Source organism: Rhodococcus sp. KRD197, from assembly GCF_017168235.1.
In the GTDB taxonomy this organism is placed as follows: domain Bacteria; phylum Actinomycetota; class Actinomycetes; order Mycobacteriales; family Mycobacteriaceae; genus Rhodococcoides.
On sequence record NZ_JABFAO010000011.1, the window covers coordinates 814,796 to 827,811 of the forward strand.

Sequence of the window (13,016 nt, forward strand, 5' to 3'; positions counted from 1 at the left end):
GGGGTCAGCGGGAATACCCGGCGATGATCGACCCCAACGCATCGAGTTGCGGGGTGTTCACGAGCCCGAGGTGATAGAGGTGCAGCTCGTCGGCGCCCGCTCCGACGGCGGCGGCGACGTGATCGCCGATCTCGTCGAGCTTCTTGGGCGGCAGTACCGAAACGTAGGCACCCACCGCGACCCCGCCGCCGACCTTCGCACGTGTGCGCTCGATGACGGACACGGTTTCGGCGGTACTGGGCCACGCCGAGACGAGAACCGCGTCGACCTGGTCCGCAGCACTGTCCGTGAGCGCCGGGGACGGGCCTGTCTTCCACGGGTCCGGGTGTCCGTGCAGGGTGACGCGGGCCGAGGGCGCCTCGAGCCGCACTGCCGTCAGGACCTCCCGACGCAGGTGGTCGGCATCGCGGTGGCGCGTGGCGAGCACCGCGCTGGCCTCCTCGGAACTGAGCACGTCCTCGATCGTCGACCCTGGGTCCATACTGCCCCCGGTCAACGCGTCGACACCGTCGCGCAGCTTGGATACGACCTTCTCCGCGTCGACCCCACGTTCGGACCAGGCAGCGAGCTGCCGGGGCGCACAGTCGATCGACATCAGAGTGTCGCCGATTCCCGGGTAGGCGCCGTCGGTCTTTTCGTGGGGGCCGACATGGGCGATCCCGAGTTGACCGCAGGCTTCGATGGACACACCGCGCACCTCGACGCCGCGGACGGCCTCGGCTGCGAGCGTGCGGGCGTAGGCGATGATGTCGGGATGGCCGGGCGCCAACGCATACGGGTAGCGATCTCCGAAACAGTTGACGACGGTGGCACCTGGATGCGCGTGTCCGAGGATCGTGCTGTGCGAGAGCACGATCCACGCATGAACATCGATTCCCGCCGCCACGAGCACACGAGCTGCGTCCCCGAAGGCGTCCTCGGACCCAGCCCAGGTCGCGGTTCGGGCAGTGATCGGGAGTCCGGTCCACGCCTCGTCGCGGAGGGGCCGATACAGCGCCGCATGGTGAGCATCGACAACCTTGTGCCGTGGGTGCAGCGGCGTTGCAGCTCGGGTGGAGTGGTAGCTGGCGGCGAGCGCGATTTCGCGAACCCCCAGCTCACGCGCTCGCTCGACGAACTGCGGATCACCGAGCACGTCCCACGGATAGGCGTGCGCGACGATGCGCTGAACGGGATTCTCGGACATGGGCGCCCTCTCGGAGTAAATTCAACCGGCAGAATGGAGTTCACACATGGGAACACATGAGCTGTCGAACTGTCCACGGTCGACCCTTCGCGACCGTGCGAGCCGGGCCCTCGGCGTGCGCCCCGAGATCGGCATCCAACCCCCCGGTGTCACGCACGGACGTACGTGGAACCGCGGCGCAGTGGACGGCGTCGAGCTCTCCTGGGGGACTCCAAGAACGCAGGCCTGGCTGCTCCGCCCCGCCGGGCACACCGGACCCGATCTGCCCGCCGTCCTCCTGCTCCACGGGCACGACGGGGTGAAGTTCTACGGCAAGGAGAAGGTGGCCGACGGCCCGGACGGCATCGCATCAGGGACAGCCGCGTTGCGCAGACGTGGCTACGACGGACGATCCGTCGCCGAGGGGCTGGTCGAGGCAGGCTTTGCCGTCCTGGTCCACGACGTGTTTCCGTGGGGTAGTCGCCGAGTCGACTGGCAGGATTTCCCTGCCCGGGCCCAGCGAGCAGGCCTTGCCTTCGAGAACGAGAGCGAGCGCTACGAAGCCGCCGCCCGGGAGCACGAGCACGGCCTGGCCAAGGCTGCGATTCTTCGAAACATGCCGCTGGCAGGGACGATTCTGCGTGAGGATCTTCTCGCCCTCGCGGTGCTGCGCGCCACCGCCGGCATCGACCCGAACCGCATCGCCATCTCGGGCTTCTCGGGCGGAGGCGCGCGCGTGGTGCATCTGCTCACCTGTGCCGATGTCCAGGCCGCAGTGATCACCGCGATGATGAGTACGTTCGAAGACATCGCGGACGGTCACGCCGACGACACCACCTGGGCGATGATCACCCCAGGACTACCGGCCGTGGGCGACTGGCCGGACATCGCCGCTACTGCAGCTCCGATGCCGATGCTCGTTCAATTCGCCGAGTACGACTCGCATTTCGGTATCGACGGTATGCGCGAGGCCGAGCGCGCCCTCGAGCGCGCGTACACGGGTTCGGATTCGTTGAGCACCGAGTGGTACGCCGATCGCCACAGATTTTCGGCGGCAATGCAGTCAGCGGCGGCTCGCTGGCTCGTCGACAATGTTTGACAGCACACGCTTGACACCGCGTGTGACTGCGGTCATAGTAAAGCCAGAAATTCACATAGTAGGCATGCGTTCATATACGTGAACCCGCTTACGCGGACCGCGAAAGAAGGCGACCACGACACGAACCCAGCGCACGCAGCCTGGTTCGTGACGCAAGAGCAACCGACCTTTCCGCCACGCTGAATCTTCCTCCACCGCAGAGCTTTCACCCGCTCGAACCGCTAAGACCCAGACCCGCCGGCCACACCCGGCCCGAAGCCTCGGAGCGTCCCCCATGGTCACCACAACTCCGCCCAGATCGGGAGGCAAGCAGGCGCCCGACGCCGCGGCCTCCGGTCGCACCCGTCGCAGGCGCCGCAGATCCGCGCCCTATATTTTGATCGCGCCGGTCGTCATCCTGCTGGCCGTCTTCATCTTCTACCCGGTCGGCAGCGTCTTCTACTACAGCCTGCAGTACTACAACCCCACGACGCCGTGGGACAACGGCTTCGCCGGCCTGGACAACTTCCGACTCATGTTCGCCGACGACATGTTCTGGAACAGCCTGGTCGTCACTGCCAAGTGGGTCGGCGTCCAGGTCGTCTTCCAACTCATCCTCGGCCTCGGTCTCGCATTGCTGGTCAACGAAGTGTTCCGCGGACGCGGCCTGGCCCGCGCCCTGGTGTTCTCCCCCTGGGCCGTCTCGGGCGTACTCACCACCGGAATCTGGCTACTCATCTACAACCCGTCGACCGGATTGTTCAAACTTCTCGGCGAGATCGGCATCGGCGACGGAACTGCCGCCCCCATCGCCGATCCCGACACCGCCTTCTGGGCCACCAGCGTTGCCGAACTCTGGCGCGGTGTCCCCTTCTTCGCCATCCTCATCCTCGCCGAACTCCAGAGCGCCCCCAAGGACCTGTACGAGGCCGCGAACGTCGACGGCGCCAACCGCTGGCAGCGATTCCGGTTCGTCACCCTCCCGCACCTCAAGGCCGTGATCATCCTCTCGACCCTGCTGCGAGGTGTGTGGGAGTTCAACAACGTCGACCTGCTCTACACCCTCACTGCCGGTGGCCCCGCCGACGTCACAACGACACTGCCGCTGTATGTCTCACAACTCGCCACCACCGCCCAGGACTTCGGATACGGCTCGGCACTGACCACCGTGGCATTCGTGATCCTGCTGTTCTGCTCCATCCTCTACTTGCGCCTGAGCAAGTTCAACAGCGACAAGGCCTGAGAACATGACTACTACGACAGAACGTCCGCCGACGCCCATTGCGTCCCCGAAGGCCCCGGGCGAACCTCGTTTCCACCGGAAGAGACCCCGTGTCTTCAGCGTGGGTCTTCCACTCGCGCTCTATCTTCTGTTCACCCTCGTGCCCTTCTACTGGATGATCGTCTTCGCCTTCCGGCCCGCCGACTCGACTTCGATGCTTCCGTGGCCCATCACATTCGATCACTTCGACACCGTCTGGAACACGCTCGGTTTCAGCTTCTTCTTCAAGAACAGCCTGATCGTCGCCGCACTGTCGCTGGTGTTGACCACATTCGTCGCACTTGCCACCGGATACGCATTGGCACGCTTCAAGTTTCGAGCAAAGATCCCACTCGTGATGGCGCTGCTGTGCAGCCAGTTCGTTCCCGGTGCAATGCTGCTCATCCCACTTTTTCAGGTCTTTCGAGAAATGGGACTGGTAGACAACCTGTTCGGTCTCATCGTCGCCGATACCGTCTTCCAACTACCGCTTGCTGCCATGTTGATGGCCGGATTCATCTCGCAGATCCCCGTCGAGCTCGAAGAAGCCGCGAGGGTCGACGGATGCTCCCGTATGCGGGCCTTCCGCATCATCATGTTGCCCCTGCTGCGTCCCGGGCTGATCGCAGTCGGCTCGTTTGCCTTCATCGGCAGCTGGAACAACTTCCTGTTCGGACTCATGTTCATCAGTAGCCAGGACAAGTTCACTCTCCCAGTCGGATTGAGCTACACCATCGGCTCCTACAACGTCGACTTCGGTGTCCTCGCCGCCGGTGGGCTCATCGCAGCCGTCCCCGTCGTCGCGGTCTTCGCGATCATCCAGAAGTACCTTGTTCAGGGCCTCAGCGCCGGAGCGGTGAAGGGCTGATCATGAACCATGGAAAGAGCACACGCATGAATCGAAGAATGCTGTTGCGCACAACTCTCATCGGAGCCGTGACAACTCTCGTGTTGACCTCGTGCGGTTCCGAAACAGCATTGCCCGACGGCGCCCTCGGGGACCCGAACAGCGGCACTCTCACCTTCTGGGACAACAACGCCGGACCGGACCGGACCCCGCTGTACGAGGAGTTGATCCGGCGCTTCGAGACTGCCAATCCCGGTATCGCCATCCAATACGTCGGATTGCCCTCGGACAGCGCTCAGCAGAAGTATCAAACTGCACTCGCCGGCGGGTCGGCACCCGACCTCGGGATCGTGTCCACCGCGTACCTGGCCCCGCTCGTCGCGCAGGATGCCGTGATACCGCTCGAGGACTTCGTGGCAGCGTCGCCGCAGCGTGACGACTACGACCCCAAGATCCTCGAGTCCGCCATCGAATCCGGTGGTGGTGACCACCTGTACGGCCTGCCCTACACGAGCAACAACGCGACGCTCTGGTATCGCGCCGACTGGTTCGACGAGGCTGGAATCGAACCACCCGAAACCTGGGACGAGTTCTACGACAGCGCAGCGGAACTCACCGACCGATCCGAGGGCCGATACGGGTTCACCATTCGCGGCGGCGGTGGTTCGATCTACCCACTGCTGCAGCATATGTTCGCGACCACCGGCATCGACGAGTTCTTCGACGGCAGCGAATCCACCCTGAACCGACCCGAGATGGTCGCCGCGATCGAACGTTTCGCGGCACTGTACGACGTCGAAACTCCCACCGCAGACGTCAACAACGGGTTCCCGCAGATGGTCGCAAGCTTCGGCGGCGGTTCCGTTGCGATGATGCAGCACAACCTCGGTTCGCTGAGCAACCACCGCAAAGCCCTCGGTGATGCCGTCGGCGCCGTCGCACTTCCTGTTGCCGACAACGGCGTACGCACGGTGATGACAGACCCGTTTCCGTCGTACACGGTGTTCAAGAGCAGCAAGCATCAGGCTGCCGCATGGAAGTTTCTCGAGTTCATGACCTCGGCGGAGTCGCAGACCTACTGGAACGAGAACGTCGGACAGATCCCGGTCAGCGTATCCGCGCGGTCGGCGCCGTCCTTCGCCGCGATGCCCTCCGTCCAGGCGGCACAGGATGTTCTCGACGACCCGTCGTCGGTGTTGGTCACTCCCCCGGACTATCTGCCGGATTTCGGCAAGATCGTTCAGGTGCAGATGCTCGGTCAGTGGCAGAAGGTACTGATCGGCCAGCTCAGCGCCCAGGATTTCGCCGACGACTTTGCCGAGAAGCTCAACCGTTCCAAGGCCAAATACGATGCCCGTCAGGGCAAATAGGGGATCGCCGACTATGTCCAGCGTGATCGAGAACGTATCCGTACAGGTGTTCAAGACGGAGGCGCGCACCGCAGTCGACTCGTACGGGCACCGTCACCCCGGGCCTTCCGTGCAGTCGACCCAGGCTCTACTGGAGATCACCGACTCCGACGGGGTGCGCGGCTACGCACTCGGAAAGCCCAACTACCTGCGCCAGGACCAGGTCGAGAACTACTTCCGGACGACATTGATCGGACGGGACCCTCTGGCCCGAGAGGCCATCGACAGGGAGTTCGCGATCCGGCAACGGACGAGGGCCGTCGAACTGCCGGAGCACACGCTGAGCTACGTCGACCAAGCGTTGTGGGATCTGGCGGGCAACAAGTTCGACACACCCGTGTGGAAGCTGCTCGGCGGGGCGCGATCGCAGGTCAAGGCGTATGCCAGCACGATGTGCGGTGACAACATCGAGGGCGGTCTGTCCTCACCGGAGGACTACGCCGCGTTCGCCGTCGCGCTCAAAGCCAAGGGCTACCAGGGCATCAAGCTGCACACCTGGATGCCGCCACTACCCGGAGCGCCGAATCTTCGACGCGATATCGACGCCTGCGCGGCGGTCCGCGATGCCGTCGGGCCGGGTTTCTCGCTGATGCTCGACGGCTACCACTGGTACTCGCGTACCGAGGCGCTGACGTTGGGGCGCGAACTCGACCGGCTGCGGTTCGATTGGTTCGAGGAGCCGATGGACGAGTTCTCGCTGCGGTCCTACAAATGGCTCGCCGATCAGATCGATACGCCGGTGATCGGACCGGAAACCACGCCCGGCCGTCACCGGTCGAGGTCCGAGTGGATCGTGAACGAGGCCTGCGACATCCTGCGCGTCGGGGCGATGAACGGCGGGGGGATCACCCCGGCGCTCAAGACGGTGCACATGGCCGACGGATTCGGTCTCGAATGCGAGATACACGGCAACGGTGCCCCCAACCTGGCGCTGGTCGGCGGTGCGCCGAACATTCAATGGTACGAGCGCGGACTGTTGCACCCACACACCGACTACGACTGGGTGCCCCCGCACCTCGAGGCCATCGTCGATCCGATCGACAGCAACGGCATGGTCGTCATGCCCGAACGTCCGGGCCTGGGGGAAGCGATCTCGCATGAGTACATCGAAGCCAATCTCGTCGAGAAGTACTGACGCGTGAAGGCAGTGGGTGGTACGAAGTTCGACATGAGGGACAATGTCGTCATGGTGAACGATGTCATTCCCGGCGCCGTACCGGAATCCCAACCGGTGAAGTCGGCCGAGCGCACCATTCACATCCTCGAGACTCTCGCAGCCTCGCCGACGCGAATGAGCCTCGCCGAACTCCAGGCGGTGTGCAAATACCCACGATCGAGCCTGCACGCGCTCCTGCGCACCCTCAAGGACCTGCGCTGGATCGAGGCCGACGAGTCGGGTTCGAGGTACGGCATCGGTACGCACGCGCTGCTGGCGGGCACGTCGTACCTCGACAAGGACTCCGTCGTCGAGCGCGCGGACGAAGTCCTGGAATCACTTCGGTCCGATGTTCGGCACACCGTCCACTTCGCGCGACGCGACGAAAGCAGCGTCATCTACCTCGCGAGCCGCGGCTCCACCCTGGCAACTCGGCGGACACACCGAGTCGGCCGCAAACTGCCGAGCCACGTCACCGCGCTGGGACAGGCGTTGCTCGCGGAACTGACCACCGACGAGGTGGTGCAGCTTCTCCCCGCCCAGCTCGAGCGGTACACACCCAACAGCATCGTCGACCGCGACGCCCTGATCGCCGAGCTGGCCGAGGTACGCAAACGCGGGTGGTCCCTCGAACAGGAGCAGGGCACCGTCGGTGTCGTGTGCATCGCCACGGTGGTGCCCTACCGAATTCCCGCCACCGACGCGCTGAGCGTGTCCATGCCGGCCGAGGTGACCTCGTACCCCGGCGAAATCGAGCGCATCGCCGGAGTGCTGACCCGGCACGCCGAATCCTGGGCGCGCGAGCTCCGCGCCGAGGGAGTGCGTTAGAGGCCTTCCGTCAGATCCCGCACCTCGGCGTAGCGCTCGCGGATGGCCGGGGTGGGGTCGGCCTCGTAGGTGCGAGCGGGCGCCGACGCCCACTGCGGTGGTTCCGCCGACTGAGCCAGTGCCCACGCAGCCTGACGGGCAGCGCCGTCGGCGACGTACTCGCCGGGTTCGGGAACGACGACGGGTGTGCCGAGTATCGCCGGTGCGAGCTCGCGCAGCGCCGCCGACTTCGCGCCGCCGCCGATCAGCAACACCCGACGCGTCTCGATCCCCTGCCGCCGAAGCGCGTCGATGCCGTCGGCCAGACCGCACAGCAAACCCTCCACGGCTGCACGCGCCAGATGGCCGGGCGTCGAATTACCAAGCCGTAGACCATGAATCGCACCGGAGGCATCGGGCCGATTGGGCGTACGCTCGCCCTCGAGATACGGAACCAGCACCAATCCGTCGCTCGTCGTCGACAGCGCCAACCGCGACAGCTCGTCGTGGTCGACGCCCAACATCGACGCCGTCGCGTCGAGTACCCGCGCGGCGTTGAGGGTGCAGACCAGTGGTAGTTGCCGCCCCGTCGCGTCGGCGAAACCGGCGATGATCCCCGACGCGTCCGTCGCCGCGACGTCGGTGACCGCGGAGACCACACCCGAGGTGCCCACGGATACGACGACATCACCTACCTGCGCGGCAAGCCCGAGCGCCGCGGCCGCGTTGTCGCCTGTACCCGGTCCGATGATTGCTCCCGACGCCGTCTGGCCGATTCGCTCGGACGGTCCGGCCACTCTGGGCAAGCGCGGCCGACGCCCACGCAGAGCCAGCTCGAGCAGATCCTCGCGATAACTGTTTGTCGCCGCGGAGAAGTAGCCGGTGCCGCTGGCGTCACCACGGTCCGTCGCCAGAGTGTCCAGGTTCGCGGCACCGCCGAGGTGCCAACTCAACCAGTCGTGTGGGAGACAGACCGCTGCGGTGCGGTCCGCGTTGCCGGGTTCGTTGTCGGCGAGCCACCTCAACTTGCTCACGGTGATGGCGGCCAACGGGACGACGCCGACGGCGTCCGCCCAGGCCTGCCCACCGCCCTGTTCGGCGACGAGATCTTCCGCGGACTTCGCCGACCGGGTGTCGTTCCACAGCAACGCAGGCCGAACCACGTCCCCCGATTCGTCCAGGCACACCATCCCGTGCTGTTGTGCCCCGACGGCTACCGCGTCCACGTCGTCGAGACCGCCGGCGTCGGCGATAGCGGTGTCGAGCGCAGATCTCCACGCGGCCGGATCCACCTCGGTCCCGTCGGGATGCGAGGCTCGGCCACTGCGGACCAGCGCACCCGAATCGGCATCTCGGACAAACACTTTGCACGATTGCGTGGAGGAGTCGATTCCTGCGACGAGAGCCAAAGACTTGCATCCCTTCCGGTGGATAAGTTGTCCGCTCGACCCTACCGTTTCTATGCCTTCGAGCCCGGCGTACTCAGCGGTAGCAACCGAGCAACCGCAAACTGGACTACGTTCGTGCACTATGCGCGACTCCGAGGATTCCGATGCGTTTCGCTTGTCCGTGGCGAAGGCTGCCCTCGACCTCTTCGCCGCCAACGGATACGAGGCCACCTCCGTGGACGACATCGCCGAGGCCTCCGGGATCTCCCGCCGAACGTTCTTTCGCCAGTTTCGCGGCAAGGACGATGTCATCTTCGCCGACCACGAAATTCTGCTCGCGCGCGCCGCGGAGTTCCTCGAACAGACCCACCCCGACCCGTGGGTGGCAGTCTGCGATGCAGCCCAACTGGTGTTCGACCGCTTCTCGGGCTGGCGCGAGCACGCCGAGCTCCGATACAAGGTGGTGCACGAGAATCCGGCGCTACGCGACCGCGAAATCGTCACGGTGTTCCGGTACGACCGCCTGTTCGTCAACTACCTTCGCCGAGCGATGCCGGCGCACTCACACCTGCACATTCTGCAGTTCACCGCGTCGGTGACGGCGACGCACAACTACATTCTGCGGCGCATGATCCGCGACGGGGTCCCCACCAGCCGCGAAGACCTCCAGAGCGCCCTGCAGAAACTGCGCGCCGACTTCCACATCGGTACCGACCAGGTCGTCGTCGCCGTCTTCCCCCGCGGAACCTCGCTTGCGACCGTCGCCGACGCGCTGTCCGAGCACCTGGACTGACGGTTCCGCACCGCCCCCTTCCCGCACCGCCCCCTTCCCGCATGAATGGCACATTGCAAACGTCTAACCGTTGCGGTGGTCCATTCATGCCGAAGTAGACGGCCACCCGCTGGCACTCAGTGCCACTGGACCCTTGTCATCGCACTACCACCCGAGTATCATCGACCCAGGCGTGGCACCGAGTGCCGCGCACCGACACCGAGCCCCTAGGAGAGTGGCATCATGGCCGGAAATCCTGACTTCGATCTCTTTCAGCTACCCGACGAGCACAACGAGCTGCGTTCGGCCATCCGCGCGCTCTCGGAGAAAGAGATTGCGCCGTACGCCAAGGACGTGGACGAGAACTCGCGCTTCCCGGAGGAGGCGCTGACGGCTCTGAACAACTCCGGCTTCAACGCCATCCACGTGCCCGAGGAGTACGACGGTCAGGGTGCAGACTCGGTCGCCACGTGCATCGTCATCGAAGAGGTTGCCCGCGTGTGCGGCTCGTCCTCGCTGATCCCCGCCGTCAACAAGCTCGGCACGATGGGCCTGATCCTCGCGGGGTCCGACGAGCTCAAGAAGCAGGTCCTTCCTACCCTCGCCGGTGGCGCCATGGCGTCGTACGCACTTTCCGAACGTGAGGCCGGATCCGACGCCGCGAGCATGCGCACCCGCGCCGCGGCCGACGGTGACGACTGGGTTCTCAACGGCTCGAAGTGCTGGATCACCAACGGCGGCAAGTCCGATTGGTACACCGTCATGGCAGTGACCGATCCGGACAAGGGCGCCAACGGAATCTCCTCGTTCATCGTGCACAAGGACGACGAGGGATTCATCGTCGGCCCGAAGGAGAAGAAGCTCGGCATCAAGGGCTCCCCGACGGCCGAGCTGTACTTCGAGAACTGCAAGATCCCCGGTGACCGCATCATCGGCGCGCCCGGCACGGGCTTCAAGACCGCTCTGCAGACCCTCGATCACACTCGTCCCACCATCGGCGCCCAGGCAGTGGGCTTGGCCCAGGGTGCACTCGACGCCGCGATCGAATACACCAAGGACCGCAAGCAGTTCGGTCAGTCGATCAGCAGCTTCCAGGGAGTACAGTTCATGCTCGCCGATATGGCCATGAAGGTCGAGGCAGCGCGCCTGATGGTCTACCACTCCGCAGCACGCGCCGAGCGCGGCGAGAAGAACCTCGGCTTCATCTCCGCAGCATCGAAGTGCTTCGCATCCGATGTCGCCATGGAGGTCACCACCGACGCCGTGCAGCTCTTCGGCGGCGCCGGCTACACCACCGATTTCCCGGTGGAGCGAATGATGCGCGACGCCAAGATCACGCAGATCTACGAGGGCACCAACCAGATTCAGCGTGTCGTCATGTCCCGGGCGCTGCTCAAATGAGCGACATCAACCGCGTAGGCGTCATTGGCGGCGGCACCATGGGAGCCGGGATCGCCGAGATGTGCGCTCGCTCCGGTAGTTCCGTGCTGATTCTCGAAACCAGCCAGGCCACGGCCGACGCTGCCGAGGCGCGGCTGGACAAGTCTTTCGCTCGGGCCGTCAAGTCCGGTCGGATCGAGGCGGATGCAGCCGAAAAGGCACGCGCAGCAATCACATTGACGCTCGACATGAACGATTTCGCCGATCGCGATCTCGTCGTCGAAGCAGCTCCCGAGATCGAGTCGCTCAAGCTCGACCTGTTCGGCAAGCTCGATTCCATCGTCAAGCCCGAGGGAATTCTGGCGACCAACACGTCGTCGATTCCGGTCATCAAGATGGCCAACGCCACGAAGCGTCCCGACAAGGTAGTCGGGGTTCACTTCTTCAACCCGGTGCCGGTGCTTCCGCTGGTGGAAATCGTCGTCAGCCTCGTGACCAGCGAGGAAACCGTCGCCGCAGTCACCGACTACGCGTCGAACACACTGGGCAAGAAGACGATTCGGGCCGGAGATCGCGCCGGTTTCATCGTCAACGCACTGCTGATCCCGTACATGGTGTCGGCAATCCGGATGCTCGAATCCGGCTTCGCCAGTGCGGAGGACATCGACGACGGGATGGTCAACGGGTGCGCACACCCGATGGGCCCGTTGCGTCTGACCGATACGGTCGGACTCGACGTCACCCTGGCCGTCGCCGAATCCCTGTACGCCGAGTTCCGGGAGCCGCACTACGCGCCGCCCCCTCTGCTCCAGCGCATGGTCGACGCCGGGATGCTCGGACGCAAGTCCGGCAAGGGGTTCTACTCGTACTCGTAAACCCTCCCCCTGTTCGGCATGAATGGGCCATTGCAACGCCTAGACAGTTGCAATGGCCCATTCATGCCGTCGGGGAGGGGTAGTGCGCAATCAGTCCTTCGGGCCGCCTGCGGCGTAGACGACCTGGCCGGAGATGAAGCCCGCGCCCTCGCTGACGAAGAACGATGCGAGGTGCGCGATATCGTCGGGATGTCCGACACGGTTGACCGGAATCTGTGCGGCGGCAGCGGCTTTGAAGTCCTCGAATGGAACTCCCACGCGTTCGGCCGTGGCCGCGGTCATCTCGGTCTCGATGAATCCGGGTGCAATGGCGTTGGCGGTGACGCCGAACTTGCCGAGCTCGATCGCCAGGGTCTTGGTGAAGCCCTGCATACCGGCCTTGGCGGCGGAGTAGTTGGCCTGGCCGCGATTGCCGAGTGCCGAGGTACTCGACAGGTTGACGATGCGTCCCCACTTCGCGTCGATCATGTGCTTCTGGATCGCGCGGGTCATGAGGAACGATCCGCGCAGGTGAACACCCAACACGGAGTCCCAGTCGCCGACGGTCATCTTGAACAGCAGGTTGTCACGAGTGATTCCCGCGTTGTTGACGAGAACGGTCGGGGCGCCGAACTCGGACGCGATGCGGTCCACTGCGGCCTTGACCGAATCCTCGTCGGCGACGTCGGCGCCGATGGCGATGGCTTGACCGCCTGCGGACTTGATGGCCTGGACCGTGTCTGCGCAGGCCGCTTCGTCCAGATCGACGACGGCGACGCCGAAACCGTCCTGTGCGAGACGTCGGGCGACTGCGGCGCCGATGCCACGTGCGCTTCCGGTCACTACGGCGGTTTTGATTGCATCACTCATGGGCTGCTCCTGGTAGTTGCGATCGATGA

The 13,016-nt window shown here is 64.8% G+C and carries 12 protein-coding genes; 9 read left to right on the plus strand and 3 right to left on the minus strand.

Annotation, left to right across the window (positions count from 1 at the left end; genetic code table 11):
• Positions 1-4: 4 nt before the first annotated feature.
• Positions 5-1,186: a hypothetical protein gene (locus tag J1M86_RS19605; protein ID WP_206511031.1), complete on the minus strand. Its 1,182-nt coding sequence runs from the start codon at positions 1,184-1,186 to the stop codon at positions 5-7.
• A 46-nt stretch (positions 1,187-1,232) separates the two neighbouring features.
• Between J1M86_RS19605 and J1M86_RS19610 the strand changes: the two genes are divergently transcribed.
• The 6 genes from J1M86_RS19610 (at position 1,233) to J1M86_RS19635 (ending at position 7,744) form a co-directional block, all read left to right on the plus strand.
• Positions 1,233-2,264 (plus strand): S9 family peptidase, encoded by a 1,032-nt coding sequence (locus J1M86_RS19610; RefSeq protein ID WP_206511032.1) that lies wholly within the window; start codon positions 1,233-1,235, stop codon positions 2,262-2,264.
• Positions 2,265-2,538: 274 nt separating this feature from the next.
• On the plus strand, positions 2,539-3,486 hold the full coding sequence (locus J1M86_RS19615; protein ID WP_206511033.1) for a carbohydrate ABC transporter permease: 948 nt from the start codon (positions 2,539-2,541) through the stop codon (positions 3,484-3,486).
• 100 nt (positions 3,487-3,586) lie between these two features.
• Positions 3,587-4,372: a carbohydrate ABC transporter permease gene (locus J1M86_RS19620; RefSeq protein WP_269418155.1), complete on the plus strand. Its 786-nt coding sequence runs from the start codon at positions 3,587-3,589 to the stop codon at positions 4,370-4,372.
• A gap of 26 nt (positions 4,373-4,398) precedes the next feature.
• Positions 4,399-5,721, plus strand: coding sequence for a sugar ABC transporter substrate-binding protein (locus J1M86_RS19625; RefSeq protein ID WP_241260212.1), 1,323 nt, complete (start codon positions 4,399-4,401; stop codon positions 5,719-5,721).
• 13 nt (positions 5,722-5,734) lie between these two features.
• A complete protein-coding gene (locus J1M86_RS19630) occupies positions 5,735-6,895 on the plus strand; it encodes an enolase C-terminal domain-like protein (RefSeq protein WP_206511036.1) in 1,161 nt (386 codons plus the stop codon).
• A 33-nt stretch (positions 6,896-6,928) separates the two neighbouring features.
• The gene (locus tag J1M86_RS19635) at positions 6,929-7,744 is read left to right on the plus strand and encodes an IclR family transcriptional regulator (RefSeq protein WP_241260213.1); all 816 of its coding nucleotides are present in this window, start codon (positions 6,929-6,931) and stop codon (positions 7,742-7,744) included.
• Here J1M86_RS19635 and xylB read toward each other — a convergent pair.
• On the minus strand, positions 7,741-9,132 hold the full coding sequence (xylB, locus tag J1M86_RS19640; RefSeq protein WP_206511037.1) for a xylulokinase: 1,392 nt from the start codon (positions 9,130-9,132) through the stop codon (positions 7,741-7,743). The genes J1M86_RS19635 and xylB overlap by 4 nt on opposite strands.
• 121 nt (positions 9,133-9,253) lie before the next feature.
• On the opposite strand from xylB, the gene J1M86_RS19645 reads away from it, so the two are divergent.
• From J1M86_RS19645 to J1M86_RS19655, 3 genes are all read left to right on the plus strand, one after another.
• Positions 9,254-9,904, plus strand: coding sequence for a TetR family transcriptional regulator (locus tag J1M86_RS19645; protein ID WP_075837809.1), 651 nt, complete (start codon positions 9,254-9,256; stop codon positions 9,902-9,904).
• A 222-nt stretch (positions 9,905-10,126) separates the two neighbouring features.
• A complete protein-coding gene (locus J1M86_RS19650) occupies positions 10,127-11,284 on the plus strand; it encodes an acyl-CoA dehydrogenase (RefSeq protein ID WP_206511038.1) in 1,158 nt (385 codons plus the stop codon).
• A 5-nt stretch (positions 11,285-11,289) separates the two neighbouring features.
• Positions 11,290-12,138: a 3-hydroxybutyryl-CoA dehydrogenase gene (locus tag J1M86_RS19655; RefSeq protein WP_307786691.1), complete on the plus strand. Its 849-nt coding sequence runs from the start codon at positions 11,290-11,292 to the stop codon at positions 12,136-12,138.
• A gap of 90 nt (positions 12,139-12,228) precedes the next feature.
• Here the strand turns inward: J1M86_RS19655 and fabG are convergent, their stop codons facing one another.
• Positions 12,229-12,987: a 3-oxoacyl-ACP reductase FabG gene (gene fabG, locus J1M86_RS19660; protein WP_206511039.1), complete on the minus strand. Its 759-nt coding sequence runs from the start codon at positions 12,985-12,987 to the stop codon at positions 12,229-12,231.
• Positions 12,988-13,016 lie beyond the last annotated feature (29 nt).